Here is a 26,620-nt window from a genome sequence, read left to right as displayed (position 1 = left end):
GCCTCACCGGTTCCGGCAGGCCCGTTCGGTGTTGAAGGTCGGGCGATAGGCGCCGCCGGGAAAGCCCTGGGGCACGTCGAAGGGGGCGGTCTGGCGCAGGGCCCGCAGCGCCCCGTCCGCCGCCGCCCGATAGACCGAGGACGATTGCGGATTGACCAGGGTCGGGCCGCGCGTGATCCGCCCGTCGGCCGACAGGGTCAGTTCGACCTGAATGCGCAGCTGGTCCGCCCCGGGGATGTCGCAGGGCAGAATCCAGTTCGGATAGACCTGGTTGAAGATGGCCGTGACCTGCGGCCCGGTGGCCTGGGAGGCGGTTCCCGACCCCTGCTGACCGGTCGCCGGGCGGCCGCGATTGTTGGTCGGGCGCGTCGGGCCCGCCAGGGCGTCCAGGTCCAGGCTCGGCTCCTCGCGCTTCGGCGCCGGTCGGGTCGGGGTCGGCGGGGTCGGTCGCGGCGGCGTCGGCCGGGCCTTTTCCGGCGTCGGGGGCGCAGGCCGCGGGGGGGTCGGCCGGGGCGTCGGGGTCGGCGTGGGCTTGGGCGCGGGCCTCAATGCGGGCGCAGGCGTCGGCGGCGGCGGGGTCGGTTCAGGGACCGGCGGCGCCGGCTCTTCCGGCGCGCTGACCGGGGCGGTGGCGGCGTCGTCAGGCGAGGGCTCGGGCTGCGGATTGTCGGCGGCCGCCGCCGCGATCACGGTCTCGGACACGATCGACACCGGCACGGAGTTCACCAGCGGCGGCGCCTCCTCGGCCTTCTGCGAGAACGACACGAAGGCGAGCGCGACCACCCCGGCGTGCAGGGCGATGGAGCCGAGGATCGCGGGGCTCGGACGGCGCAATCAGGCCTCCGGGGCCGTGTCGGTGATCAGGTTCAGCTTGGTGAAGCCCGAGGCGCTCAGCCGCGCCATCACCCGCGCCACCGCCTGATAGGGCGCCCGGCCGTCGGCCCGCACGAAGACCGGCCGCTCGGACGCCTTGTCCGATCCGCCGGCCTCGGTCAGCAGACGCACCGCCAGATCGTCGAACGACGTCTCGCTGTCGCCGATGAAGATCGCCCCCTGCTGGTCGATGCTGACCGACAGGGGTTCGTTATTCGTCTCGACCGCGCTAGCCTCGGTCTTGGGCAGCTCCACCGGCACGCCCACGGTCAGAAGCGGCGCCGAGATCATGAAGATGATCAGCAGCACCAGCATCACGTCCACCAGGGGCGTGACGTTGATCTCGGTCAGGGGGCCTTTGCGCCCCCGCCGCCCGCGACGCGACCCGCCGCCGCTCGAACCGCCTCCCAAGGCCATGGCTCAGACGCCCCGCTTCAGGTTCAGGCCCGAGGCGGGCTCGACCGGAGGGGGCGGCGGGGCGGACGGAGCCCCCAGACGCCGCGCCACCGCCGCCTGAAGATCGTCGGCGAAGGCTTCCAGCCGGCCGGTGAACTTGCCCGCGTCGATCGAGAACTTGTTGTAGGCGATATAGGCCGGAATGGCCGCGCCCAGGCCGATGGCCGTGGCGAACAGGGCCTCGGCGATGGCCGGCGCCACCGTGGTCAGATTGGTGTTGCCCGCCGCGGCGATGCGGCCGAAGGCGTTCATAATGCCCCAGACCGTGCCGAACAGGCCGATGAAGGGCGAGGCCGTCGCCACGACCGACAGCACGCCCAGGCCGTTTTCGATCCTCTGGCCCTCGCGCTGGATCAGGCTGTTCATGGCCCGGTCGATCCGCGTCATCAGCAGGTCGCCCTGGTGTTCGTTCAGCGCCCCCTTCTGACGCGCCTCGCGCCAGTCGGACAGGGCGATCACCAGCATGCGCGGCAGGGCGTGTTCCGGCTGCGGTCCCGCTTGGGCCGCCACATCCTCCAGCGACCGGCCCGACTGCACCGCCTTGTCGAAGTCGTCGGCCTGGCGGTTCAGGGCGGTGAAGCGGAAGGCTTTGTCGATGATGATGGTCCAGGACCAGATCGAGGCCGCCGCCAGCCCCACCATCACCGACTTCACCACCCAGTCGGCGGTCATGAACAGCTCGACGGGGTTCATCATCGAGGCGTCGACGGGCGTAGTCATTCAGGCGCTCCGGGCGAGATCAGGATCGGTCACGTCCTCTTCGACCCAGCGGCCGTGACCATTGTGTGGCGTCCCGCCCGTTTAGCCGCCCCACGCGCCGCCGTCACCAGAAAGGCGCGCCCCGTCAGAGGAACAGGGACACGGCGTTTCCGAAATTGTGCAGCAGGACAGGCGCCAGCAGGCTTCCGGTCCGCAGACGCAGCCAGACGGCGATGAAGGCGGGCAGGGCGGTCATGGCCATCGTCAGCGGATCGAAGGAAAAGCTGCCCTTCGAAAAGCCGAAGGCGTGCGCCAGGCCGAACAACAGGCACGACAGAACCGCCCCCCAGCTCCAATCCACGCCCAGGACGCGCTTGGTCCCGGTGAAGGCCTGGCAAAGCGCCAGCAACAGCACGCCGCGATAGAAGGGCTCCTCCTCCAGGCCCGGCATCGTCAGCTGGAAGGCGATCTCTTCGCCCGTGGCCCTCTCCCCCGAAAAGGCCAGGGCCAGGACCAGGAAGAAGGCGCAATAGAGCAGGCCGACCGGCAGGGCCGCTTTCAGACTGCCCGGCGCCTGGACCAGGGTCAGGCCGCTGCGGCGCCGGCCGAAGCCGGGGCAGGCCGCGATCGCCAGGGTGGCGGCCAGGGCCAATATCTTGCCCTGCCAGTTCCACGACCCGCCGATCACATCGGGCAAGAGGCCGTAGAGATTGGTGAGCAGGGCGTCGTTCACCGCCACCAGCCCGGCCGCGATCAGCAGCCACCGAAACGAAAAGCCGCGCCGGTCCATCAAGCCGATCGCGGTCCCCAGCCCCAGCAGAAGCGCCAGAACCCCCGCCAAACCGATCAATCCGTTCACTTTAGTCCCCTTGTGTCAGACCCGCCCGCACTAGGGCCCCAGGGACGGCGCCGTCTCCTCAGAACCCGGCTTTCGGCTCCTCAGAACCTGCCTTTGTCGAGAAGGCGGCGCGGGCGGTCGCCCTGTAGCGGCTCGGAGCGCAGCCCTCGACCGCGCGGAAGGCCCGGTTGAAACTGGCCAGGGAGGCGAAGCCGCTGTCCAGGGCGACGGCGATCAGCTTGTCTTCGGCGTGCGACGGCGCGCTCAGCCGCCGCCGCGCCTCGGCCACCCGATAATGGTTCAGGAAGCTGCGGAAATGGTCATGGCCCAGTTCGTGGTTGATCAGGGTCCGCACGGCCCGCTCCGACGCCCCCATGCGGGCCACAAAGGCGGCGAAGGTCAGTTCGGGATCCAGAAAGACCCGTTCGCCCTCCATCAGATCGGTCAGACGGCGATGAAGGGCCGCATCCCTCACCCCCGGGTCGGGCGCTTCGGCCGGCGCCCGCTCGGCGTTCGTCACGCCGAAGGTCAGGGCCTCGGGCCGCACGGTCAGCAGCCGCCCGGCCAGCCAAAGGCCGAAGATCAGGATCATCAGATTCTGGCTCAGGGCGAAGGCCAGCGGCCGCCAGTCGAAGCCGAACAGCAGGTCGGCCGACAGATCGACGAACAACATCCCGCCCAGCCCGACTGCGGTCAGGACGCGGGCGTCGTGCCGCTGCTGGATCAGGTCGTCCTCCCGTTCGGCCAGCAGCCGCCAGACCAGATGGCCGACGATGGCGAACCCCAGCGGCAACAGCAGCCGCGACCATTCCCACTGTCCCAGGGCCGCGCCGAACAGGCCCCGATCCAGGGCGGCGATCAGTCCCCAGATCAGGCCGACCGCCAGGACCGGCCCCCGCACCCGAAACCGCCTGTCGAAACACGACAGACAGAACCACCACAGAAAGATGACCGTAAAGCCGCTCAGCACCCGAGCTGCGGCGCCGACCGGTCCGTCAGGCTTGAGCGCCAGCGGCGTATTGCCCAGGACGAAACCCGTCAGACACAGGGCCAGGGGCGCAAACAGCAGGGCGGGCAGGCCGATCCGTCGCCATTGCCTCAGCAGCAGGGCGGCGGGCAAAAGCAGGGCCGCCGCCGCTCCGGCCCGGACGGCGACGTCCAACTGGTCGATGATCATGGCCTTGCCTCTGGGCCGATCGCTCGCCTCAGGTCCTCATTCGGCGCTCGGCCGCCGGTTCGGATCGACCGCCACCGAGACGGGGGCGCCGACGCTGATGATGACGCCCTCGTGGCCTTCCTTGGCGATGGAATAGGTGGCGGCGTCCTTCAGCAGCTGCTCCTCGCACTGGCGGTCGCCCGGACGGCCCAGGGCCTCGCAGCCGCGCTTGGCCGCATCGGTCCAGCCCAGGACCCGGCGCGTCGCCGCCTCGGCCCGTTTGATCGCCGCCTCGTCTTCTGCGGCGGCCTGGGCGATCAGGGCCTGACGCGCCCCCTGCTGATATTGCAGCTCGGCCTGGCCCGCCATCTTGCGCTCCCAGACCTTGTAATAGGGACAGCCCACCAGACCGCCGCCGATCACAAGGACCAGCAGCAGGAAGCTCACGATGACCGCGCTGGCGGTGATTCCCTGATTTTCCACGGTTCAGCCTCCCCCGACTTCATCCAATCCTAATCGGCGCCGGTGGCTTTCGCCAGCCACGGCGTGACCTTCTCGATCAGCCCCTTCGTCGGGCGACGCGGCCGTCCGTCCAGATGGATGCAGACCGCCGTCACCTCGGCCCGGCACAGCACCTCGCCCCCGCGCTCCACCGTCTGGCGGATGATCAGCCGCACCCCCTTCACCTGCTCATAGACGGTCCGCACCACCAGGGCGTCGTCGATCCGCGCGGGCTTCAGATAGCGGATGTTCAGCTCGGCCACGACGAAGGCCATCGGCTGGTCCTGCTCCAGCAGGTCGGCGTGCCCCACGCCGATGGCGCGCAGAAAGTCCGACCGGCCCCGCTCGAAATAGCGGACATAGTTGGCGTGATAGACCAGGCCGGTGAAATCGGTGTCCTCATAATAGACCCGCACGGGCAGCAGGTGGTCGCGCACGTCGAAACGGCCGGCCGTCGGAAGGTCGCTGGGAAGATCGGTCATGTCCCCAGCCTAACGCTGGGCGGCGGCGTCAGGAAGCCGGGGCAATAGCGTCGGCGCATCTCGCGGAACTCGGTCGGCAGGGGATCGTCGCTGAACAGGATGCGGTTGGGCACGGAGATGAAGCCCACCGCCGCCCCGCCCCTGGACCGGCCCACATAGCCGCAGACGGCCCGCTTCTCGCCCGCCTCGGCGTAGCGCAGCTCGGCGCCCGGCCCCAGCTGTTCGCCGATCTGGCGCACGACCCGATGCGACGGCGTCTCGGGCGGCGCAATCCGCGACCGGTGGGTCATCATCCACAGTCCCGCCCCGGCCGCCGTCAGCGCCGCCGCAACGAACAGGGCGGCGACCGCGCGGGGTGCGGATGGAAAGACCCAGGCCCGCCCCATGTCTCAGCCCGCCGTCGCGGCCTCGATGAAGTTCAGCGGCGTGTCCGCCGGTGGCAGGCAGCTGCGATCCACCGGCGCCGATGGATCGCGCAGGAAGTCGCGCGCCATCTTGCGGGTGCAGGGGCTGGCGTTGATGACGCCGTGGGTCGCATTGGTCACGATCACCACCTGGCTGTTGGAGTAGCCATTGGCCGCCGCCTCGGTCAGGGGCGGCGGGCAGCCCGGATCGATCTCGGCGGCGACGAACAGGGTCGGGACGTCGGTCTTGACCGGCAGATTCTCGATCGGCAGCGCGGGCCGTTCCCCTACCGCCGCGCAGACGTCGAACAGCCGCGACAGCGAGGGGACCAGCACCTCGGCGACCGGATCGCCTGCGGCGCCCGCCGCCAGCCGCGCCTTGGATTCGAACGGCAGTTCTTCCTTGCACAGATGGGCCATGTGCTGACCCTCGAAATAATAGGTCCGGTCCTCGGCGATCTCTGCGACCGGGCTCAGGTCCCCGGCGATGATCTTCTCCAGATCGGCCGGCAGGCTGCGCACGCCCCGCGCGCTGTAGGTGGTGTCCATCAGAAAGGCCGACAGGTCGTCGACGGTGAAGGTCTTTCCGTCCCTGCCCGCCACGGGGCCGGCCAGCCATTTGCGCGCCTCGGCCTCGAACCGCGCCTGAAGGTCCGGATGGCGCGCCGCGCAGTCCGCCTGGGCCTGGCATTTGCCCAGGATGATCTTGACCGCCGTCGATACCTGTTCCGGGGTTCCAACCGCCCAGTTGCCCTCGGGCGGCCAGGGGCTGTCCATCACGGCGGCGCGGACGATCTGGGGCTGGTGGGTGATGACCGCCGCCTCGATGCGCGGGCCGTAGGAGCCGCCCCACAGGTCGATCTTCGACAGGCCCAGGGCCTGGACCATATCCTTCACATCGGCGGCGGTGGCGGCGGCGTTGTACTGGTTCAGGTCGATCCCTTGGGCCTGATAGCCCTTCAGACAGGCGATCAGCCCGTCGCGATCCGCATCCGACGGCGGCCCCGCATCGGTCAGCTGCACCCCTGGACAGTCCATCGACGGGGCGCCGGCGCCGCCGCCGCGCTGATCGAACAGGATCACGTCCTGATCCACCGCAAAGGCTTCCGGATTGCGACGCAGGGCCGTCAGCATCCGCCCGGCCCCGCCGACCATGGCCCCGCCCGGCCCGCCGTGGAACATCACCACCGTCGGCAGGGCCTGACCCGAGGCGTCCCTATAGGGGGCGGCGGCCTTGATGATGACCAGGGCCAGGTCGATGCGCCGGTCGCTGCCCGTCCCGTCGCGCGCCTCGTCCACCGTCAGGCTTCCGCACCTCACCTGGCGCACCTCGGTCGGCCAATCGGCCGGACAGGCCTTTTCGGTGAAGACGGGGGCGGCTGCTTTCGCAGGCGGCGCCAGACTGGTCAGGCCGGCCGCAAACGCCACTAAGGCCAGGGTGCGCAGGATCATGGGTCGAGGGCTCCGGTTCGTCCCAGCAAACCCCCGCCCGCCTCGCTTGGCAACGCCTATCGACGATCAGGCCGCGTGTTTCTTGCGCGCCGCCTCGGTCAGGGTCTGGGCCATCCGCTCCTTCCAGTCTTCGCCCTCTTCGGCGAAGGCGCGAATGGTGTCGGCAGGCAGTTTCAGACCGACTTCGCGCTCGGCGACGATCTGGGCGTAAAGCTCAGGCAAGGCTTCCCGCAAAGGCCGCGCCCTGGCGAAATCCTCATCCGTCCACTCCGGATTCTGGGGATCGTCGATCTCGCCATCCTCATAGTCGTTCGGATCGAGGCTGAATTCGGGATCAGCCATAGCGTCGGACCTCCTTGACGTTCGCGCGCCGCAGACTGATGGCCCTTATTACGCCGTCGCGGACGGTGAAGGCCAGCATATGCAGCCGTCCGTCCAACATACCATAGGCGCGCCAGCGTGGCTCGCCGTAATCCTGACGGTCATCCACCAGCACATAAGCGGTGCGGAGATCGATTTCGCTGGCGCGCGCCAAAGACAGCCCGTGTTTCTCGCGGTTGATCCCATCCTTGCCCGGATCGAAGGCGATCGTCATTCAAACAGGTCGCCCGGCACGGGTCCGGCGCTCGGGTTCGGCGGCGGGGTCAGCCCCAGGTGGGCATAGGCCTTGGCGCAGGCCATGCGGCCGCGCGGGGTGCGCATGATGAAGCCCTGTTGCAGCAGATAGGGTTCGATCACGTCCTCGACCGCGTCGCGCGCCTCGGCGATGGCCGCCGCCAAGGTGTCCATTCCCACCGGCCCGCCGCCGTAGTTTTCGATCAGGGCCTTCAGGAACCGCCGGTCCAGACTGTCCAGCCCGGCCTCGTCCACCTCCAGCCGCGCCAGGGCCCGCGCCGCCACCAACTTCGAGATGGTCTCCGCCCCTTCGGCCGAGGCGAAGTCGCGCACCCGGCGCAGCAGCCGCCCGGCGATCCGGGGCGTGCCCCGCGCGCGAGAGGCGATCTCGCGCGCCCCGCCCTCGTCGATCCCGGCGCCCATCTTGCGCGCCGTGCCGCGCACCACCGCCGTCAGTTCGTCGGGGGTATAGAACTCCAGCCTCAGCGGAATGCCGAACCGGTCCCGCAGCGGCGTGGCCAGGAGGCCCGCCCGGGTCGTGGCTCCCACCAGGGTGAAGGGCGCCAGGTCGATCCGCACCGACCGCGCCGACGGCCCCTCGCCGATGATCAGGTCCAGCACATGGTCCTCCATGGCCGGATACAGGATCTCCTCGACCTGGGGGCTTAAGCGGTGGATTTCGTCGATGAACAGGACGTCGCGCGGCTCCAGATTGGTCAGGATCGCCGCCAGGTCGCCCGCCTTGGCCAGGATCGGTCCGGACGTGGCCCGAAAGCCCACCCCCAGCTCGCGCGCCACGATCTGCGCCAAAGTCGTCTTGCCCAGACCGGGCGGGCCGAACAGCAGCACATGATCCAGGGCCTCCGCCCGGCCGCGCGCGGCGTCGATGAAGACCTTCAGATTGCCCTTGGCCTGAGACTGACCGACGAACTCCGCCAGGGTCTGGGGCCGCAGGGCGCGGTCGAAGGCTTCGCCCGTTTCGGCCTCGGGGGAGATGATGCGGGTCATGATTGGCTCGAGTGGCGAGTGGCGGCGAAGTGGCGAGTGGCGAGTGGCGAGTGGCGAGAAAGCCCCCCAGCTTCCCGCATATCATCGGCAAACATGACGCAAAGGCCCACGACGCCGCACGTTCCGGCTCGCCACTCGCCACTCGCCACTCGCCACTCCCTTCCAATCACCGCCCCAGCTCCTGCAGGGCCGCGCGGATCACCGCCGACAGTTCGGCCTCTTCGCCCAAACGGATCAACGCCTGATCCACGGCGCGGCGCGCATTGACCTCGGCGACGCCCAGCCCGAGCAGGGCCGACACGGCCTCGCCGGTGATGGACGGAACCGGCGGTGCGATCTCGACGTGCATGCCGGGTGCGGCCGGCGCAAAGCTGACGTCACCCACTATACTGCTTAGGGGCTTACCCTTCAGCTCGGTGACGATCCGCAGCGCCAGTTTCGGCCCCACGCCGTTGGCCCGCGCCACCGCCGCCTTGTCTTCGCGCGCCACAGCCGACGCCAGTTCGGCGGGCGGCAACACGTCCAGCACCGCCAGGGCCGCCTTCGGCCCCACCCCCTGAATGGCCAAAAGGGTCGTGAAGGCCCGCCGCTCGTCGCGGGTCAGGAATCCGTACAGGCGCGGGCCCGCGTCCTCGCTCCACTGCGAATGGACATGCACGGTCGTCTCGTCCCCCGGCGCCGGCAGCCGGCCCAGGGTCCGCGCCCCGCACGACACTACATAGCCCACCCCGCCGCAGTCGATCAGGCAGTCCGCCTCCCCGACCTCGGCCAGCACCCCTCTCAGACGTCCGATCACGACCAATCCTCCCCCATAGGGGGAGGGGGACCGCGAAGCGGTGGAGGGGGCTTGCCCCAGACACCCTGTTCGCGGCAGGCCCCCTCCACCACCCTTCGGGCGGTCCCCCTCCCCCAAGGGGGGAGGATTTCAATGTCGCGCCTCACGCCGCCCCCCGGTGCATGGCTTCCAGCAAGGACCGTTTCCTCAGTTGCGCATGGGTGATCGCCACGGCCAGGGCGTCGGCGGCGTCCGCCTTCACGTCCCCGGCGGTCGGCAGCAGTCGTTTGACCATGAAGCCGATCTGGCCCTTGTCGGCGTGGCCGGCCCCGACCACCGCCTTCTTGATCAGGTTCGGCGAATATTCCGCGACCCTTAAGCCCCTTTGGGCCGGCGCCAGCATCACCGCCGCCCGGGCATGGCCCAGCTTCAGGGTCGAGGACGGGTTCACATTGACGAACACCTCTTCTACCGCCGCCTCCTCGCAACCGTGGTCGGCGCAGATCGTCCCCAGGGCCTCAAACAGGAACAGCAGCCGTTCGGAAAAGGGCGCGGCCTCGGGCGGGGCCACCACCCCGTGCGCGACCCAGCGCAGGCGCGCGCCGTCGGCTGTGATCACACCCCAGCCGGTGCGCCGCAGACCGGGGTCCAGGCCGATGATTCTGACTGTTTCGTTCGCCATCCGTTCCCCTCATGCCGCAAAGAGGGTTAGCGGGCAATGAACAGCTTCAGAAACCCGGCCGGATCGACCTCAGCCGTGGGCCTCCACATAGGCGTCCGGATCCTTGTTGACCGGCTTCACCCCTGTGATGTGTTCGGCCTCGAAGGCGGCGAACCGGACCGCCAGGTCGTGGCGCAGGGCCACGTCGGCGTTCAGGCGGAAGTCGGTCAGCCCCTGCCGCTCCTCCTCGCCCATATGTTTGGAGTTGACCACATTGGCCCGGCCCACCGCCTCGAACCAGGCCGGGCTGCCGACCGGATGCCGTTCCACCGCCTTGACCGCATCGCGCAGCTTGTTGTGGTCCTCGATGGCGTCTTCGGTCTCGCCCTCCACCGTCCCGTCGTCGGCGTCATTGGCCCCTTCGCCCAGCTTGATCAGGTCGGGATAGAAGAACCGCTCCTCGGCCTCGGCATGGACGTCCAGAAAGGCCGACAGCCTCAGCCAGACCGCGCTCAGGGCGTCCACGTCCTTCGGGTCGATCTGTTCGATGATCGAGAACAGGCGGCGCTGTTCGGCGTGGTCGTCCAGGATCAGCTGGGTGATGTCCATCGGGGTCTGCATCCTTCGACCAGAGCGGCGCCGGGCATGGCGGGTCTGACGGTCCCCCCGCTAATCCGCGCGGCCCGCGACGGTTCCCGCCCCGCTCAGCCGTCGCGCGGATTCAACCGATAGGCGGCGACCCCCGGCGCGGCGCACAACAGGCCGGCCAGCCGCTCCAGCTCATCGTCCGTCGACGCCTTCAGCCGCCAGGATCGCCGGATTCTGCGCCCGTCGTGGATCAGCTCCAGCCGCCCGGAATGGGCCTGGGGGTCGATGGCGCGAATGGCCGCCTGGACCTGATCCTCCGGCGACGGGGCCGCCCGGTCCCAGGCCACGACCACATCCACCACCTTGCGGTCGGGCAGGCGCAGGTCGATCAGCCGCAGTCCCCCCAGGATCAGGGCCGTCACCCCGGTCCCCAGGGCGCCCAGGCCGTAAAGCCCCGCTCCGAACAGCAGCCCTATGGCCGAGGTGATCCACAGGGAGGCGGCGGTGGTCAGGCCGTGCACTGAAAACCCGGTGCGGAAGATCACCCCGGCGCACAGAAAGCCGATGCCGGTCAGCACCCCATGGGCCATCCGCGTCGGATCGGTGACGATGTTCTCATCGGGCAGGGCGCGAAAGGCCCAGTCGGCCTGACGCATGGCCGCCAGCATCAGAAGGGCCGAGGCCAGACTGACCAGGATGTGGGTTCTGAACCCGGCCGCGCGGCCGCGCCATTCGCGCTCCAGCCCGATCGTCCCGCCGGCGACGACCGCCCCGAGGATCGGCCAGAGCGCGCCGTTCAACAGGTCGCTCATCATGCCGATCAAGCGACGGGAGCGCCCGAACGTTCCGGGCGCGTCCTATTTCGGACGATCAGCCGACGATGGCCTGAAGCTGGGCGGCGGCGTCGGCGATGCTGGGACGGCCGCCCCGGCCCCGACGGGCGGCGTCCAGGGCGGCGGCCGACATGGCGGCCTCGGCCCGCACGCTTTCCAGATCTTCGCGCAGGGCGCTGATCTGCTGGTTCAGGGTCTGGACGCGCTTCTCATGCTCGTCCTGCGCCGCGCTCAGCTTGGCCTGCAGCTTGACCATCCGGTCCTCGGCGCGGGCGATGGCCTTGTCGTGGCCGGCGGCCGCCTTGGCCAGGGCGTCGGCGCGGTCCACGGCCGCCACGCGGGCGACCTCCATGGCGGCCTGACGCTGACGCGCCTCCTCGATCTCGCTCTCCAGGGCCCGCACCCGCTCGACGGCGCGGTCCAGATTGATCTGCAGCGTGTCCGCCCGGCGCTCGGCCGCATGGCCCCCGGTTTGAAGCTCGCCCAGCCGCGAGGTCAGTTCGCTGTTCAGCACCTCCAGGCCGTTGGCCCGGGCCGTGGCCGTATCCAGCCGCGCGGTCAGGGAGGCGGCCTCGGCGCGGGCGGCCTCGACCTGGCTTTCCAGGGTGCGGATGGCGCGGGCGGCCTCAGCCTGTTCGGAGGCGGCGCGGGCGCGTTCGGTCGCCAGCTGGCCCTCGCCGGTCGCTGCGGCCCGCGCCAGGGCGGCCACCTCGGTCCCCACCTCGTCCACGCGGCGGCGCAGCACGGTGTTCTCTTCCAGCACCAGGGCGTGGTCGCGCTGGATCTGGGCGCGGGCGGCCTCCAGCTCGGACCGCGCCGTCTCGGCCTGGGTCAGCTGGATGCGCAGCGACTCCTGGTCCTGCTCCAGTTCGCGAATGCGCTGGACGGCGGCGCGATCGACCGCCTCGAAGCCTTCGATCCGGGTGGCGGACTGGGCCAGGTCGGCGCGCAGACGGCCGATCTCGACCCGGGCCTCCTGCAGATTGGCCGCGCTCTCGGCGCCGCGCGCCTCCAGATCGTCCACCTTGGCCTCGGCCTCCGCCAGGGCCTCGGACAGGCGGCGGACCTCGGCGTTGGCCAGACCCAGCTGCCGGGCCGCCTCGTCATGGGCGTTGCGCAGATTGACCAGTTCGACATGATTGTCGCGCCGCGACCGGAACTCGGCCTCCAGCGGATCGCGCAGCTGACCCAGCAGGGTCTCGAAGGTCCCGAACCGCTGGGCCATTTCGGCCAGCCGATCCAGACTGTCCTGGATGGTTTCGAACCGTTCGCCGATCAGGCCGGCGACGTCCTGCTCCTCCGCCCGCGAAGCGGGGGCGGCGGCCGGGGCCTCATTGCCCTGGGCCTTGCCGCTGCGGGACAGCACCCGGTCTATTCTGCTCAGCTTCATGATCGCGCCCCTCCGTCTTCGCCGCACCGGCCAGGCTCGACCCCCGGTCGAATCAGCCGCGCCTCAAGCGTTGACGAAAGGTTAAGCGCGAGGCGCGCCCAAGTCGAGACCCGCGTTCGGCGATCAGCCGGCGTATTTCGCCGCATCCTCGTCGGAAATATCCTCATTGGAATAGACGGCGGACACGTCGTCCTCGGCGTCCAGGGCGTCCAGCAGTTTGAACAGGGTTCCGACCGCCTCGCCCGTCACCGTCACCTCCGACTGGGGCTTCCAGACGATGGCGGTGGACTTGGGGTCGCCCAGCACCTTGGACATGGCCTCGGCCACCTCGTTCAGGTCCTCGAAGGCGGTCCAGATGGTGTGGCCCGGCGCGTCCTCATAGATGTCCGGCTTGACCAGATCGCTCTCGACGTCCTGGGCGCCGGCCTCGATGGCGGCCTCCATCACGGCGTCCTCGCTGCCGGCCTCGGCCGGATAGACGATCTTGCCCACCTTGTCCCACATGAAGGCGACCGAGTTCATCTCGCCCAGGGCGCCGCCGTTCTTCTTGAAGGCCGTGCCGATGTTCGACGCCGCGCGGTTGCGGTTGTCGGTCAGGGCTTCCACGATGATGCCGACGCCGCCGGGGCCCCGGCCCTCGTAGCGGACCTCTTCCATCGTATCGACGTCGCCGCCCGAGGCCTTGTTGATCGCCCGCTGGATCACGTCCTTGGGCAGGCTTTCGGCCTTGGCGTTGTTGATGGCCAGGCGCAGGCGCGGATTGGCCGCCGGGTCCGGCAGGCCCGACTTGGCCGCCACGGTGATGTCGCGCGACAATTTGGAGAACAGCTTGGAGCGCTGCGCGTCGGCGCGCCCCTTGCGGTGCATGATGTTCTTGAATTTCGAGTGGCCGGCCATGGGGATCGTCTTCGACAGTCTGAAACCTGAGCCGCGCTCCCTAGCCGATGCGCGGCAGGCTGTCACGATGCGGCGGCGGACGAAGAAGCGCAGTGGAACCTCAACCATTTGGGGGTATTGATCCCTCAAGCCGATAAGGAACCCCCGATGAACGCGACCGACATCTATGAAGCCGAGGGCCGCGCCGACGACGACCTGCACGAGGCCGACATCGTCGAATGGTACGAGACCCGCCCCGTCACCGTCCCCGCCGCCGTCGCCGCCGGCTCCATCATCGCCGCCTTCACCCTGGGCGCCCTGACCGCCGTCGGCGTTCTGTTCCTGACGGGACAGCTGGACGACTGAGGTCCCCCTCCGCTCATCCCGGCGACAGCCCGCCCCCTTCCCCTTGAGCGCGCCGCACGGAGGGCTGGTCGACAGGCTCGGCCCTCACCCGGCCATGGCGCGACGGAGCGTGTCGAAGATCCGCGCGTCGCCCATATGCGCCACATTGAAGCGGAGAAAGCCGGCCGCCGACTGGGACACGCTGAAGGTGTCGCCCGGCGCCAGCATGACGCCTTCGGCCAGGCACCGGCGCGCGATGAGGCCCGAGTCCTGCCCCTCGGGCAGGCGGCACCATAGGTAAAAGCCGCCCCGCGGCCTTACCCAGGGCTGAAGGCCCAGCGGCGTCAGCCGCGCGATCGCCTCTGTCCGGGCGCGCACCAGACGGCGGCGCACCTCGTCCATATGTTTGCGATAACCGCCGCCGCCCAGGACGGCCGCGACCAGTTCCGCAGCGAGCGGGCTCGGACCGCCGAAGTTCGTCGCGATCTGCAGATCGACAAGTCGCTCGATCAAATCCGGCCTGGCGGCCACATAGCCGCAGCGCACCGAGGCCGACAATGTCTTGGAGAAGCTGCCGATCCTGATCACGCGGTCCAGCCCGTCCAGAACGGCCAGGCGCGGCGACGGCGTGGGCTCGAAATCGGCGAAGATGTCATCCTCGACGATCGTCAGCCCGTGGGCTGAGGCGGCGCGCAGCACCTGATGCGCGACCTGGGGGGACAGGCTGGCTCCCGTCGGATTATGCAGGGCGGAATTGGTGATGTAGAGCTGGGGCCTGTGCTCGACCATCCTCTGCTCGAACACGGCGAGGTCGGGGCCCGCGGCCGTATAGGGAACGCCGACGACCTGAACGTCGTGAGCCTGCAGCAGCGCGCGAAAGTTGAAGTAGCAGGGGTCGTCGACCAGGACGACCGCGCCGGGCCGCACCAGCAGGCGACAGATCATGTCGATGGCCTGGGTGCCCGAACCGGTGAGCAGAAACTGGTCGAGGCCGGCGGCCACCCCCTCGTCGGCCAGCCGGGCCTGCAGCAGCCGCCGCAGGGCCACGGCCCCGCGCGTGGACCCATACTGGGTCAGGACCCGTTCAGGGGCCCGGCTCAGTCCCCTCAACCCCCGCCTCAGCGCCGAATGCGGCATCCAGTCGGACGGAAGCCATCCGCAACCCGGCGCAGCCAGCGACGGATCGGCGTCGAGCGACTGTTTCGAAATCCAGAACGGATCGAGGTCGTGCTCGCGCGTCTCCTCTATGGGCGCGATGCTCAGGGGTTGGGCGTCCGCTCGCGCGACATAGAAGCCGGACCCCCGGCGCCCCTGGATGACGCCCTCGGCCTCCAGCCGGTCATAGGCTTCGACCACGGTGGAGGGGGACACGCCCAGGGACCGCGCGCAGCCTCGGATCGAAGGCGCCCGGTCCCCGACCCCTAAAGCCCCGCTGGCGATCTTGGCGCGGATCGCCCCCATCACCGACTCCGTGCGCGTCATTGCTTTGCACCCCGCAACTGTCTGGCCACACAGCCCCATACAGTTTGGTCGAATTGTACTGGACTGTATATGGGCGCGACCGCCGCGCCGCCCTAGTCAGGAGGCGATACGGAGGCGGAACGTCATGGAACAGAAATCAGCGGGCTGGGGCTCCGGCCTCCTGGGGGTGATCATCTTCAGCGGCTCCCTGCCGGCCACGCGCGTGGCCGTCGCGGACTTTTCCCCGCTCTTTCTGACCTCGGCCCGCGCCGTCCTGGCTGCGCTGCTCGCCCTGGCCCTTCTGGCCGGCTGGCGTCAAAGACGCCCGGGCCTTTGCGACATGCCTCGCCTCGGCGCCGTCGCCCTGGGCGTGGTCGTCGGTTTTCCACTTCTGACCGCGCTTGCGCTGCAACATATGACGGCGGCGCGTTCGATCGTCTTCATCGGACTGCTGCCGCTCGCGACCGCCCTGTTCGGCGTCTTGCGCGGGGGCGAACGCCCGAAGGTCGTCTTCTGGCTGTTCGCCGTCCTGGGCGCCGCGACCGTCGCCGCCTTCGCCCTGTTTCAGAGCGAGGCCGGATCCCTGGCGGGCGATCTTCTGATGGTCGCCGCCGTCGCCGTCTGCGGCATGGGCTATGCCGAAGGGGCGACCCTGTCGCGTCAGCTGGGCGGCTGGCAGGTCATATCCTGGGCGCTGGTGCTGTCGCTTGCGCCGATGACGGTCCTGGCGGTCTTCACCCGCCCGTCCGTCTGGAGCGACATCCACGTCTCGGCCTGGATCGGCCTGGCCTATGTCTCCATCTTCAGCATGTTGGTGGGGTTCGTCTTCTGGTATCGCGGCCTCGCCCTCGGCGGCATCGCCAAGGTCGGACAGTTGCAGCTGCTCCAGCCCTTTTTCGGCCTGTTGCTGGCCGGCGCCCTGCTGCACGAACCGATCCGCTGGACCATGATTGCAGCCGCGCTGATCGTCGTGCTTTGCGTCGCCGGGTCGAAGAGATTCGGCTGAACCGACCAAATCCGCCCGGGAAAGGCCCTCAGCCTCTGCCCCTCACCCCGCTTTCAGATTCTCCACCACCGCCCTCAGCTTGGCGGGCAGGGGCTTGGGCCGGCGGGTTTCGGCGTCGACATAGACGTGGACGAAATGGCCGACGGCGGCGGGGACGGCCTACCCCGCAAGCGGGAAGGGTTTCCTATCTACTCGACCGAGTTAGCCCGTACCAAAGCATGTACGATACGCACAACGACACTAGCGCCAAGCAAGATACATTTACTTCAAATGCAAATTTTCCCCGATTAAAGGCGACCATAGCAAGAAACGAAGCTGCCAATAAAAATGGAGCAGCAATAGCGATGATATATTCAAATCGACTCGGCGTTTTTCGCGCCCGATTGGAACCGTCACCCAGAAAGCGTCCAATGAAAGCAGACGACGCCTTTGATTGAAGCACCCCGGCAGCGACAAAAGCTACTGCAAGTATAAGGAAAAATGCGACTTCTGGACTCATCTCACAGTCCCCTTCCAGACCGCAACGCCAATCGAACAGCCGTCAATCGCCGGCCGGCGCCCCCTCACCCCGCCTTCAGATTCTCCACCACCGCCCTCAGCTTGGCGGGCAGGGGCTTGGGCCGGCGGGTTTCGGCGTCGACATAGACGTGGACGAAATGGCCGACGGCGGCGGGGATGTCGACGCTGCGCTTGAACACCGCAAAGCCGTAGGTGACGCTGGAGGTGCCGATCCGGTCGACCTTGATCCCGACCTCGATCACATCGGGAAACTTCAGGGCCGAGGTGTATCGGCAGCCGCTGTCCACCACCAGGCCGATGGACTCGTTCAGGGCGTCGGCGATCAGCAGATGGGCGTTCACCGCCGAGTCCACGAACTCATAGAATTTGGCGTTGTTGATATGGCCGTACTGGTCGTTGTCGGCCCAGCGGGTCGAGACCATGTGAAAGGCGCGATAGGTCGCGCGTTCGGCCAGGGGCCCCAGATCCGGCTTGGGCATCGTCGTCTTCCTCCGCGGCGAACGTTCATGTCGCTCTAATGGCGACGCTCTAGCTTGGACGACGTTGCGTCAAGCGCCTATCGGTAGGCGGACGATCACAAGCGCTCAAGCGGCTGACGACCGCGTCCTCGGCGATAGCGCAAGGAGAAGCTTGACTATGAGCATCACGACCCGCGCGGCCGTTTTGTCGAGGAGCGACGCCGCCCTTCCCTACGCCGACAGCCGCCCCCTGTCGCTCGAGACGGTGACGCTCGACCCGCCCGGCCCCGGCGAGGTGCGGGTCGCCGTCAAGGCCGCCGGCCTGTGCCACTCGGACCTCAGCGTCATCAACGGCGACCGTCCCCGCCCCCTGCCCATGGCCCTGGGGCATGAGGCCGCGGGCGTGGTCGAGGCCCTGGGCGACGGCGTCACGGACCTGGCTGTCGGCGATCACGTCGTCATGGTCTTCATGCCCTCCTGCGGCCATTGCGACCCCTGCGCCGGCGGCCGTCCCGCCCTGTGCGAGCCGGGCGCCGCCGCCAACGGCCGGGGCGAGCTTCTGTCCGGCGGCCGGCGCCTCTTTCGCGAGGGCGAGCCGGTCAACCACCACCTGGGCTGCTCCGCCTTCGCCGAACGGGCCGTGGTCTCGCGCCGGTCCCTGGTCAAGATCGACCCCGACCTATCGTTCGAGGAGGCGGCCCTGTTCGGCTGCGCCGTCCTGACCGGCGTCGGGGCCGTGGTGAACACCGCCGGGGTCAAGGCGGGCCAGAGCGTCGTGGTCATCGGCCTGGGCGGCGTGGGCCTGGCCAGCGTCCTGGGCGCCCTGGCCTGCGGCGCCTCGCCCGTGATCGCCGTCGATCTGTCCGAGGACAAGCTGGCCCTGGCGCGCAGCCTGGGTCCGGTCCAGACCGTCAACGCCGCCGATCCCGATGCGGTGGATCAGGTCCGCGCCCTGACCCTCGGCGGCGCCGACTTCGCCTTCGAAATGGCCGGCTCGGCCCGCGCCCTGGAGAACGCCTGGAAGATGACCCGGCGCGGCGGAACCACCGTCACCGCCGGCCTGCCCCCGCCCGAGGCGGCGCTCGCCGTCAACATCGTCTCCCTGGTCGGGGAGGAACGCACCCTGAAGGGCTCCTACATCGGAACCTGCGTCCCCAGCCGCGACATCCCCCGCTATGTCGCCCTCTACCGCCAGGGCCGCCTGCCGGTGGACCGGCTGATGAGCGGCGTCATCCCGCTGGACGAGATCAACGCCGGCTTCGACCGGCTTCACGCCGGGGAGGTGGTGCGGCTGATCGTTCGCCCGTGAAGAGACGGTAATTCCGGCGCCCGTTTTCCGCCGCAAAGCCGAGCGCCAATCCCGGCCCAAGCTTCAGCGGAGATTACCATGCGCCTGTCCCGCCCGTCCTTGGCCGCCGCCATGTCGGCCGTCGTCCTCGCCTTCGCCGCCCCGGCCTTCGCCCAGGACGCCCCATCCGACAACGCCCGGGGGCAGGACAATGCCGAAATGGCGGCCATCTTCGCCGCCGACCAGGCCGTCCGCCAGAACATCGACCCCCAGAAGTTTCGCGACCGCGCCTTCGTCGAGCAGATACACGCCGCCGACGCCGCCCGGCGCGTTCAGACCCGCGCCCTGCTGGACGCCGGGGCGCTGAAGACCGGCGCCGACTATCGCGCCGCCGCCTTCGTCTTCCAGCACGGCTCGACGCCCGAGGACTATCTGCTGGCCCACAGCCTGGCCGTCGCAGCGGTGGCCAAGGGCGATGCGGACGCCGCCTGGATCGCCGCCGCCACCCTGGACCGCTATCTGCAGATGACGGACAAGCCCCAGATCTACGGCACCCAGACCCGCAAGACCCGCGACGCCCCGGCCACCCTCGAACCCTACGACCGCGCCCTTGTCCCCGACAGCCTACGCGCGGTCTTCGGCGTCCCGCCCCAGGCGGAACAGGACGCCCGGCTCGCCGCCGTCAACGCCGCGACCGAAGCCGCGACGCCAAAGCCCTGATCGCTCAGTTCGCCGCCGGTTTCGGCGGCGCGTTCTTCACATACTGGTCCAGCCAGCGGGTCATCTCCCACAGCGTATGGCCCACCGATTCCCGCGCCCGGTATCCGTGCGCCTCCAGCGGCAGGGTGACGTAACGCGCCGTCGCCCCCAGCCCCTTCAGCGCCGCATAGAAACGCTCGGACTGGACCGGGAAGGTGCCGGAGTTGTCGTCCGCCTCGCCGTGGATCAGCAGGATCGGCTCATTCATCCGGTCGGCGTAGGTGAAGGGCGACATCTCCGTATAGACCTCGGTCGCCTCCCAATAGTTGCGCTGTTCCGACTGGAAGCCGAACGGGGTCAGGGTGCGGTTATAGGCGCCCGACCGCGCGATCCCGGTCCGGAACAGGTCCGAATGGACCAAGAGGTTCGCCGTCATGAAGGCGCCGTAACTGTGGCCGCCGACGGCGATCCGGTCGCGATCCGCCACCCCCATGCCGACCACCGCATCGACCGCAGCCTTCGCGTCGGCGACCAGTTGTTCGACATAGGTGTCGTTCGGCTCTGCCCCATCCTTGCCGATAATGGGCATGGAGGGGTTGTCGAAGATCGCATAGCCCTGGGTCAGCAGGAACAGATGGCTGGACCCGCCCGGTCGCACGAACCGGTTCTGAACGTCCACCGTCTGGCCCGCCACCGCCGCATCGGTGAACTCGGCCGGATAGGCCCACATCAGCATCGGCAGGGGCCCGTCGCGGTCCTTGTCATAGCCGGCCGGCAGATACAGGGTCCCCGACAGCTTGACCCCGTCGGCCCGCTCATAGGTCACCAGCTGGCGCGTCGCTCCGGCCAGCTGCGGCGCCGGATCGGGGAAGTTGGTCAGGGCCGTGGTCTGGCCCGTCGTCAGGTCGCGGATCTGCAGGTTCGGCGGGTCCAGCCGCGTCTCGCGCTGGGTCACCACCCGCTTGCCGTCCGCGTCCAGGAAACCGACCACATATTCATAGTCGGTCTGGGCCGAGGTCCACAGCCGCTCGCTGCGCCCCGTTGCCGAGTCCATCGCGGCCAGGAAGGGGAATTCGCCCTGGGGCGTGGCGCCCGCCCCCTGCATCAGGATCTTGCCGTCGGGGGTGAAGCGGATCACCGACCGGCCCGCCGCATTCGGCTGGGTCACCGGCTGGCCCGGATTGTCGTAGCGGGCCTGATAGTTCCGCTCCAGCAGCAGCCGGCCCTCGCCGGGCTTGGACGGATCGACCACGAAGCGGCTCTCATGCCGGGTGTTGAACCAGCGGCTGTTGACCACGGCCAAGTCATCCTTGCCCCAGACGATCCCGGCGTACCGCTCCTTCAGGTCGATCAGCTTGACCGGCTCGGCCGTGAAGGGGGCGGCCTGCATGAAGACCCGGTCGCGGAACTCGGCCTCGCGGCGGATGTCCCCGCCGTCCAGGGCCTCGACCCAGGTCAGGGTCGCCGGCGCATCGGCCCGCCAGCCCACGGAACGCGGCCCCGGCGCCACGGCGTCGAAGGCGGTCGGCACATCGTCCCTCAGCGGCAGGTCGGCGACGGTCCGCACCACCCGACCGGCCATGTCCGTCACCACGATCTCGGTCGGGAACAGGCCCGCCGGCACGGCGTAGGAATAGGGCCGTTTGGCGATCTCGTGCAGAATGTATTTCCCGTCGGGCGACAGCGAGGCGTCCAGATAGACGGCCGGGGCGCCGATCGTCCGTGCACGGCCGTTCAGCGGAACCAGGGTCAGCTGGCTGGTGAAATAGTGGTCGAACAGGGCCTCGTCGCCCGGATTGGACAAGAGGTCCTGATAGGTCCGGACCGGCGCCGCGCGCCCGGCCGTCTCCTCGATGTTCGGCCCGGTCGGCGCCGCCGTCACGTCCGGCGCAGCCCCCCGCCCGGCCGGGACCGCCTCGACCAGCAGGCCCGAACTGTCCGGCAGCCAGTCATAGCCGGCCCCGCCCGTCATATTGACCACCGGCTCGGTCAGCTTGCGCGCCCGCGCGCTCGCCACGTCCACGACCCACAGCTCCAGCCCCGTCGGCCGGTCCATGACGAAGGCCAGGTGTTTCGCATCGGGCGAGAAGCGCGCCTCCGTGAACCGCGCCCCCGCCGGCAGGGCCACGACCCGGGGCTGGCCCCCGTCCACGGCCTGAAGCGTCAGCCCCGTCAGCCACGAGACCCGGCTCTCGGCCGGCCCGTTGTTGCGGGGATTGATCCGCGACCCCGCCAGCCGCAGCATCGGCTCGGCCAGGGCCTGGATGCTGGGCAGGTTCGACCGGTCCATCAGTACCAGGGTCTTGCGGTCCGGGCTCAGCATCGACGACGGCGTCGGCTTGGCGTCCAGAATGTCGGCGATGGGGGACGGCGGCTGCTGATAGGTCGTCTGGCCGGGCGCCGCGGACTGGGCCAGGGCCCCGCTCGCCGTCGTGGCCAGCAACACCGCCGCCAGCGCAAGGCCGGAACCGCGAACACGCATCATCATCGTCTGAAGTCCCCACTGATTTAAGTGTCAGACTAACGACAGCCGCAACACGGCGGCAACCCCAATCCTCCCCCCTTGGGGGAGGTGGCTCTGAGCGCAGCGAAGAGACGGAGGGGGCCCGCCCCCCTCACCCTCCCAGCAGCGCCTCGACCTGATCCCGTTCCGGCGCCGACGGCTGGGCCCCCGGCCGCGTCGCCGCAAAGGCCCCGGCCGCGCAGGCGAAGCGCAGCGCCTGCGCGGGCTCCATCCCCTCCAGCAGGGCCACGGTGATGGCGGCGACGAAGGCGTCGCCCGCGCCCGTCGCATCCACCGCCTGGACGGCGGGCGGCTCGGCCCAGGCCGTCTGAACGCCGCGCTGATACATCACCGCCCCGCGAGCGCCCTGGGTCACCACCACCCGGCCGCCGCCCCGGTGCAGGGCCTCGCCATAGAAGGCGGCCTCGGTCTCATTGACCACGATCAGGTCGGCGCGGCGCAGCAGGGCCTCCGACACCGGCTGGGCGGGCGCCAGATTGGCGCAGACGAAGCCCGTGGCCCGGCCGACCGCCGCCTCCACCGTCTCGATCGGCAGCTCCAGCTGCACGATCAGGGCGCCCTCGATCCGCTGGGGCAGCTGTTCGGGCGTGACCAGATGATTGGCCCCGGCCGCCACCACGATCTGGTTCTCGCCCGTGGGATCGACGGCGATCAGGGCGACGCCCGTGGGCGCCGCCACATCGACCTCCACCCCCGCCAGATCGACGCCCAGGTCCGACATCAGAGCCAGGGCCTCGCCGGCCAGGGAGTCGTTCCCGACCCGCCCGATCAGGCTGACCTCGGCGCCCAGTTTCTCGGCGGCATAGGCCTGGTTGGCGCCCTTGCCGCCGGGATAGCGGGCCAGGGTCGCCCCCGTCACCGTCTCGCCCGGGCCCGGCAGGCGGGGCGCCGACGCCACCAGGTCCAGGTTGATCGAGCCGACGACGGTGATCCTCATCCCCCGCGCGCCCTTTCAGCGCCCTTCAGGGTTTCGGCGATCAGGTCGAACACCCCTTGAGCGTCCGCCGCGACCGCCCAGCGATGCCGGGCCGTCGCCGGATCCACCCGGAACTCCACCGCCGTATGGCCGCGCGTCAGGTCCGATCCGGTCTCGACCTCGATCCGGCAGGGCTTCAGGCTGAACAGGTCGGGCTTCATCAGCCAGGCGATCGGACAGGGGTCGTGCAGGGGGGCGCCCCAGTCCGGGCTGGGCCAGCCGACCAGGGTCCGTTCGGTCCTCTGGGAAAAGCGCAGCAGGGCGGCGGTGGTGCGGGCCGGTTCGGTGCGGATCGTCTCTATGGCGCGGATGCGGGCCTCGGTCGCCCGCACCTGATGCGTCGCATCCAGACCGAAGGCGGTCACCTGACAGCCCGAGCCGAACACCACGGCCGCCGCATCCGGGTCGGCCCAGATGTTGAACTCGGCGGAAGCCGTGATGTTGCCGCCCTCCGACCGCGCCCCGCCCATGACCACGACCGGGCCCAGGTGTTCGGCCAGCCGCCGTTCGCGCTTCATCGCCAGGGCCAGATTGGTCATCGGCCCCAGGACGGCGATCGCCACCGATCCGGCGGGGCGCTTCATCACCAGGTCGACGATGGCGTTGGCCGCCGGTCCGTCGCCGATGATGCCCTGGGGCTCGAACGGCTCCAGGTCGCCCAGCCCCTCCGCCCCGTGGAAGTCGCCGGCGCCGGCGGGCGGGCGTTTCAGCGGCCGTTCGGCCCCGCCATAGACGGGCACGTCCTCGCGGCCGGCGATCTGGCGCAGCATGCGCGCATTGCGCTGGGTCAGATGGGCGGGGACGTTGCCGCCGACGGTGGTGACGGCCAGCAGCTCCAGCTCGGGGGCGGCGAAGGCCAGGAAGAGCGCTGCGGCGTCATCCACGCCGGGGTCGCAGTCGATGATCAGGGATTGGACAGTCACCCCCGTGGTTTGGCCGTCCCGACGCCGGGGGGCAAGTCCGTTTCATGGCTAAGCCTGTGGGAAGGGGCGTCTTTTTCCGGCGCCGCCCGCCCGGCTTGACGTCCGCCTCCCCCGGCGTCACCCTGAGGCCGTTCTCCGGGGTGTCGCAATCGAGCGGCTGAGATAGAGGTTCCTCCTCTGACCCGTCGAACCTGATCCGGGTCATGCCGGCGAAGGGATGAGTACGCTTTAGGTCCATGCGCCACAGGACCCTCGCGCCCGACGTCGGCGGACCTCAAACCGTTTGAGGCCGCCATGAACATCCAAGTCACCCCGCCCGCCCTGCCCGAAGAGCCCAATGTGGATCTGGCCCTGGCCGAGGCGCGCAAGGCGGTCGAGGCTGAGACCGGCCGTATCCCGACCGGCGAACGTGCCGGGTCGCGCAAGGTCTATGTCCAGGGCGTCCTCTATCCGGATATCCGCGTCCCCTTCCGCGAGATCGCCCTGCACCCCTCGGCGAACGAGCCGCCGGTGACGGTCTATGACAGCTCGGGCCCCTATACCGACCCGAACGTCACGATCGACATCAAGAAGGGCCTGCCGCACGTCAAATCCAGCTGGCAGCTGGACCGCGGCGACATCGCCCCCGTCCTGAACCCGCGCGAGGTCAAGCCCGAGGACAACGGCCATGCCTCGGGCCGCCACCTGGCCCCCCGCTTCGACACCTCCAACCACCGCGTCTTCAAGGGCGTGGAGGGCCGCCCGGTGACGCAGTACGAATACGCCAAGGCCGGGATCATCACGCCCGAGATGGAATATGTGGCGATCCGGGAGAACCTGCGGCGGGAGGCAGTGGCGAGTGGCGAGTGGCGAGTGGCGAGTGACGTCGCCTCCACCATCACCCTAGCCGATGGCACGACGGTCCCTGTCCCCTCTTCCTCCTCGCCACTCGCCACTCGCCACTCGCCACTGGAGCGCGACGGCGAATCCTTCGGCGCCTCGATCCCCGACTTCGTGACGCCCGAGTTCGTGCGCTCCGAGATCGCCCGCGGCCGCGCCATCATCCCGCACAACATCAACCACCCCGAGGTCGAGCCGATGATCATCGGCCGCAACTTCCTGGTGAAGATCAACGCCAACATCGGCAACTCCGCCGTCCTGTCGTCGGTGGACGACGAGGTCGACAAGCTGGTCTGGGCCACCCGCTGGGGCGCGGACAATGTCATGGACCTGTCGACCGGCCGCAACATCCACAACATCCGCGACTGGATCATCCGCAACTCGTCCGTCCCCATCGGCACCGTCCCCATCTATCAGGCGCTGGAGAAGGTGGGCGGCATAGCCGAGGACCTGACCTGGGAGGTGTTCCGCGACACATTGATCGAACAGGCGGAACAGGGCGTCGACTATTTCACCATCCACGCCGGGGTGCGCCTGCCCTTCGTGCCGATGACGGCGAAACGCGTCACCGGCATCGTCTCGCGCGGCGGCTCCATCATGGCCAAATGGTGCCTGGCCCACCACAGGGAGAGCTTCCTGTATGAGCATTTCGAAGACATCTGCGACATCATGCGGGCCTATGACGTCTCCTTCAGCCTGGGCGACGGTCTGCGCCCCGGCTCCATCGCCGACGCCAATGACGAGGCCCAGTTCGCCGAGCTGCGGACGCTGGGCGAACTGACGAAGATCGCCTGGTCCAAGGGCTGCCAGGTGATGATCGAGGGCCCCGGCCATGTGCCGATGCACAAGATCAAACAGAATATGGACGAGCAGCTGAAACACTGCCACGAGGCGCCCTTCTATACGCTGGGGCCGCTGACCACCGACATCGCGCCGGGCTATGACCACATCACCAGCGCCATCGGCGCGGCCATGATCGGCTGGTTCGGCACGGCCATGCTCTGCTACGTCACGCCCAAGGAGCATCTGGGCCTGCCGGATCGTCAGGACGTCAAGGACGGCGTCATCACCTATAAGATCGCCGCCCACGCCGCCGACCTGGCCAAGGGCCACCCCGCCGCCCGGCTGCACGACGACGCCCTGTCACGCGCCCGGTTCGAGTTCCGCTGGGAGGACCAGTTCAACCTCGGCCTGGACCCCGAAACCGCCCGCAAATACCACGACGCCACCCTGCCCAAGGAGGCCCACAAGACCGCCCACTTCTGCTCCATGTGCGGCCCGAAATTCTGCAGCATGAAGATCAGCCAGGACATCCGCGACGCGGCGGCGGCGCAGAACGACGCGGGGGCGAGCCTGGCGGAGGCCGAGGCCGGGATGGCGGAGATGAGCGCGAAGTTCCGCGCCGGGGGCGGGGTGGTGGAGGTGAAGGTGTGATTTTCTTGGTAACCACCCTTGCGGGAAGCTAGACCGCTTCCCATTGTCCTCTGTGGCGCTTGCGCTAATCCTGCCACGAGGACTTGTCTGGGGGGCCGGAGTGATCGTTGAAACTGTCAAGGCCAAAGTTGGCCGCGAGGAACATGGTCAGGTCCATAAGGGTCTCCGTGTAATCGCGTCGAACTCCCGCCGCCCAGGTGCACCGCACCATGACGACAGTATAGACGACAACGTCGAAGATCGTGCAGTTAGAAGACACAGTACTTCGGTGACAACAGTGTGGGGCGGCAGGTTCGCATGCACGGCGATGTACCGCCGCCCCCTCTCGCCGGTCAGGCTATGACCGACTGGAAAATCAAGGAATCAGACCTTAAGGGCTACCCGCACTTCGACCCAGTCATCTCGACTGACGTGACCCCCGTTTCTCATCCAGCCATAACGAGAGTCCTTTGGTGATCTGAACTGGGGTTGGTGGGGTTGGCAAGAGGCCGTTCAGCGTAG

The 26,620-nt window shown here is 69.1% G+C and carries 28 protein-coding genes and 1 riboswitch; of the genes, 5 read left to right on the top strand and 23 right to left on the bottom strand.

All coding sequences use genetic code 11. From position 1 onward, the window contains the following. Positions 1 to 3: 3 nt before the first annotated feature. The 18 genes from tolA to GGQ93_RS13560 all read right to left on the bottom strand — a co-directional run bounded on the left by tolA (position 4) and on the right by GGQ93_RS13560 (position 13,628). Positions 4 to 834: a cell envelope integrity protein TolA gene (tolA, locus tag GGQ93_RS13645; RefSeq protein ID WP_183217764.1), complete on the bottom strand. Its 831-nt coding sequence runs from the start codon at positions 832 to 834 to the stop codon at positions 4 to 6. After that, a complete protein-coding gene (gene tolR / locus GGQ93_RS13640) occupies positions 835 to 1,290 on the bottom strand; it encodes a protein TolR (protein ID WP_183217762.1) in 456 nt (151 codons plus the stop codon). 3 nt (positions 1,291 to 1,293) lie between these two features. Beyond that, positions 1,294 to 2,049: a protein TolQ gene (gene tolQ / locus GGQ93_RS13635; RefSeq protein ID WP_054764713.1), complete on the bottom strand. Its 756-nt coding sequence runs from the start codon at positions 2,047 to 2,049 to the stop codon at positions 1,294 to 1,296. 124 nt (positions 2,050 to 2,173) lie between these two features. Continuing rightward, entirely contained in the window at positions 2,174 to 2,887 is a 714-nt protein-coding gene (locus tag GGQ93_RS13630) for a CPBP family intramembrane glutamic endopeptidase, BDIM_20840 family (protein WP_054764712.1), read from the bottom strand. A 58-nt stretch (positions 2,888 to 2,945) separates the two neighbouring features. Continuing rightward, positions 2,946 to 4,043 (bottom strand): helix-turn-helix domain-containing protein, encoded by a 1,098-nt coding sequence (locus GGQ93_RS13625; protein WP_183217760.1) that lies wholly within the window; start codon positions 4,041 to 4,043, stop codon positions 2,946 to 2,948. 36 nt (positions 4,044 to 4,079) lie between these two features. Next, positions 4,080 to 4,505, bottom strand: a complete 426-nt coding sequence (locus GGQ93_RS13620) for a hypothetical protein (RefSeq protein WP_054764710.1) — start codon at positions 4,503 to 4,505, stop codon at positions 4,080 to 4,082. A 29-nt stretch (positions 4,506 to 4,534) separates the two neighbouring features. Further along, on the bottom strand, positions 4,535 to 5,005 hold the full coding sequence (gene ybgC, locus GGQ93_RS13615; RefSeq protein WP_183217758.1) for a tol-pal system-associated acyl-CoA thioesterase: 471 nt from the start codon (positions 5,003 to 5,005) through the stop codon (positions 4,535 to 4,537). Next, complete coding sequence (locus GGQ93_RS13610; protein WP_183217756.1) at positions 5,002 to 5,391, bottom strand: hypothetical protein; 390 nt, start codon at positions 5,389 to 5,391, stop codon at positions 5,002 to 5,004. The genes ybgC and GGQ93_RS13610 overlap by 4 nt, the downstream gene beginning before the upstream one ends. A gap of 3 nt (positions 5,392 to 5,394) precedes the next feature. Beyond that, on the bottom strand, positions 5,395 to 6,861 hold the full coding sequence (locus GGQ93_RS13605; protein ID WP_183217754.1) for an alpha/beta hydrolase: 1,467 nt from the start codon (positions 6,859 to 6,861) through the stop codon (positions 5,395 to 5,397). A gap of 66 nt (positions 6,862 to 6,927) precedes the next feature. Beyond that, positions 6,928 to 7,203 carry a BrnA antitoxin family protein gene (locus tag GGQ93_RS13600; RefSeq protein WP_054764706.1) on the bottom strand — a complete coding sequence of 92 codons (276 nt, stop codon included), beginning with the start codon at positions 7,201 to 7,203 and terminating at the stop codon, positions 6,928 to 6,930. Then, positions 7,196 to 7,456: a BrnT family toxin gene (locus tag GGQ93_RS13595; protein ID WP_054764705.1), complete on the bottom strand. Its 261-nt coding sequence runs from the start codon at positions 7,454 to 7,456 to the stop codon at positions 7,196 to 7,198. The genes GGQ93_RS13600 and GGQ93_RS13595 overlap by 8 nt, the downstream gene beginning before the upstream one ends. Further along, complete coding sequence (gene ruvB / locus GGQ93_RS13590; protein WP_054764704.1) at positions 7,453 to 8,484, bottom strand: Holliday junction branch migration DNA helicase RuvB; 1,032 nt, start codon at positions 8,482 to 8,484, stop codon at positions 7,453 to 7,455. The genes GGQ93_RS13595 and ruvB overlap by 4 nt, the downstream gene beginning before the upstream one ends. Before the next feature lie 166 nt (positions 8,485 to 8,650). Continuing rightward, positions 8,651 to 9,280: a Holliday junction branch migration protein RuvA gene (gene ruvA / locus GGQ93_RS13585; RefSeq protein WP_183217752.1), complete on the bottom strand. Its 630-nt coding sequence runs from the start codon at positions 9,278 to 9,280 to the stop codon at positions 8,651 to 8,653. 142 nt (positions 9,281 to 9,422) lie between these two features. Next, a complete protein-coding gene (gene ruvC / locus GGQ93_RS13580) occupies positions 9,423 to 9,941 on the bottom strand; it encodes a crossover junction endodeoxyribonuclease RuvC (protein ID WP_183217750.1) in 519 nt (172 codons plus the stop codon). A 69-nt stretch (positions 9,942 to 10,010) separates the two neighbouring features. Beyond that, complete coding sequence (locus tag GGQ93_RS13575) at positions 10,011 to 10,529, bottom strand: hemerythrin domain-containing protein (RefSeq protein ID WP_183217748.1); 519 nt, start codon at positions 10,527 to 10,529, stop codon at positions 10,011 to 10,013. A 95-nt stretch (positions 10,530 to 10,624) separates the two neighbouring features. After that, complete coding sequence (locus GGQ93_RS13570) at positions 10,625 to 11,320, bottom strand: MgtC/SapB family protein (RefSeq protein WP_375782445.1); 696 nt, start codon at positions 11,318 to 11,320, stop codon at positions 10,625 to 10,627. Positions 11,321 to 11,378: 58 nt separating this feature from the next. Continuing rightward, a complete protein-coding gene (locus GGQ93_RS13565; protein WP_183217744.1) occupies positions 11,379 to 12,731 on the bottom strand; it encodes a hypothetical protein in 1,353 nt (450 codons plus the stop codon). Between the two features lie 123 nt (positions 12,732 to 12,854). Further along, on the bottom strand, positions 12,855 to 13,628 hold the full coding sequence (locus GGQ93_RS13560) for a YebC/PmpR family DNA-binding transcriptional regulator (RefSeq protein WP_152949481.1): 774 nt from the start codon (positions 13,626 to 13,628) through the stop codon (positions 12,855 to 12,857). A gap of 147 nt (positions 13,629 to 13,775) precedes the next feature. On the opposite strand from GGQ93_RS13560, the gene GGQ93_RS13555 reads away from it, so the two are divergent. Then, on the top strand, positions 13,776 to 13,973 hold the full coding sequence (locus GGQ93_RS13555) for a hypothetical protein (RefSeq protein WP_152949480.1): 198 nt from the start codon (positions 13,776 to 13,778) through the stop codon (positions 13,971 to 13,973). Positions 13,974 to 14,057: 84 nt separating this feature from the next. Here the strand turns inward: GGQ93_RS13555 and GGQ93_RS13550 are convergent, their stop codons facing one another. Beyond that, positions 14,058 to 15,434, bottom strand: a complete 1,377-nt coding sequence (locus GGQ93_RS13550; RefSeq protein ID WP_224764452.1) for an aminotransferase-like domain-containing protein — start codon at positions 15,432 to 15,434, stop codon at positions 14,058 to 14,060. A gap of 124 nt (positions 15,435 to 15,558) precedes the next feature. Here GGQ93_RS13550 and GGQ93_RS13545 point away from each other — a divergent pair, with 124 nt between their 5' ends. Further along, the gene (locus GGQ93_RS13545) at positions 15,559 to 16,419 is read left to right on the top strand and encodes a DMT family transporter (RefSeq protein WP_183217742.1); all 861 of its coding nucleotides are present in this window, start codon (positions 15,559 to 15,561) and stop codon (positions 16,417 to 16,419) included. A gap of 563 nt (positions 16,420 to 16,982) precedes the next feature. Here GGQ93_RS13545 and GGQ93_RS13540 read toward each other — a convergent pair. After that, positions 16,983 to 17,417, bottom strand: coding sequence for an acyl-CoA thioesterase (locus tag GGQ93_RS13540; RefSeq protein ID WP_183217740.1), 435 nt, complete (start codon positions 17,415 to 17,417; stop codon positions 16,983 to 16,985). A gap of 157 nt (positions 17,418 to 17,574) precedes the next feature. Between GGQ93_RS13540 and GGQ93_RS13535 the strand changes: the two genes are divergently transcribed. Together GGQ93_RS13535 and GGQ93_RS13530 are read left to right on the top strand one after the other, a co-directional pair. Beyond that, positions 17,575 to 18,705: a zinc-dependent alcohol dehydrogenase family protein gene (locus GGQ93_RS13535; RefSeq protein ID WP_183217738.1), complete on the top strand. Its 1,131-nt coding sequence runs from the start codon at positions 17,575 to 17,577 to the stop codon at positions 18,703 to 18,705. A gap of 78 nt (positions 18,706 to 18,783) precedes the next feature. Continuing rightward, the gene (locus GGQ93_RS13530; RefSeq protein ID WP_183217736.1) at positions 18,784 to 19,404 is read left to right on the top strand and encodes a DUF6624 domain-containing protein; all 621 of its coding nucleotides are present in this window, start codon (positions 18,784 to 18,786) and stop codon (positions 19,402 to 19,404) included. Between the two features lie 4 nt (positions 19,405 to 19,408). On the opposite strand, the gene GGQ93_RS13525 is transcribed toward GGQ93_RS13530, so the two are convergent. The 3 genes from GGQ93_RS13525 to GGQ93_RS13515 all read right to left on the bottom strand — a co-directional run bounded on the left by GGQ93_RS13525 (position 19,409) and on the right by GGQ93_RS13515 (position 23,806). Further along, positions 19,409 to 21,871, bottom strand: a complete 2,463-nt coding sequence (locus GGQ93_RS13525) for a S9 family peptidase (RefSeq protein WP_183217734.1) — start codon at positions 21,869 to 21,871, stop codon at positions 19,409 to 19,411. A 127-nt stretch (positions 21,872 to 21,998) separates the two neighbouring features. Then, positions 21,999 to 22,844, bottom strand: coding sequence for a ribokinase (locus tag GGQ93_RS13520; protein ID WP_183217732.1), 846 nt, complete (start codon positions 22,842 to 22,844; stop codon positions 21,999 to 22,001). Beyond that, positions 22,841 to 23,806, bottom strand: coding sequence for a nucleoside hydrolase (locus GGQ93_RS13515; protein ID WP_183217730.1), 966 nt, complete (start codon positions 23,804 to 23,806; stop codon positions 22,841 to 22,843). The genes GGQ93_RS13520 and GGQ93_RS13515 overlap by 4 nt, the downstream gene beginning before the upstream one ends. A gap of 126 nt (positions 23,807 to 23,932) precedes the next feature. Then, positions 23,933 to 24,042, top strand: a riboswitch (TPP riboswitch). A 58-nt stretch (positions 24,043 to 24,100) separates the two neighbouring features. Here GGQ93_RS13515 and thiC point away from each other — a divergent pair. After that, positions 24,101 to 26,119, top strand: a complete 2,019-nt coding sequence (thiC, locus tag GGQ93_RS13510) for a phosphomethylpyrimidine synthase ThiC (RefSeq protein ID WP_224764453.1) — start codon at positions 24,101 to 24,103, stop codon at positions 26,117 to 26,119. The last annotated feature ends 501 nt before the right edge of the window (positions 26,120 to 26,620 follow it).

Source organism: Brevundimonas aurantiaca (assembly GCF_014199955.1).
Lineage (GTDB): Bacteria > Pseudomonadota > Alphaproteobacteria > Caulobacterales > Caulobacteraceae > Brevundimonas > Brevundimonas aurantiaca.
Note: the sequence above shows the minus strand (reverse complement) of the source record. Positions and strands in the feature narration are given on the sequence as shown.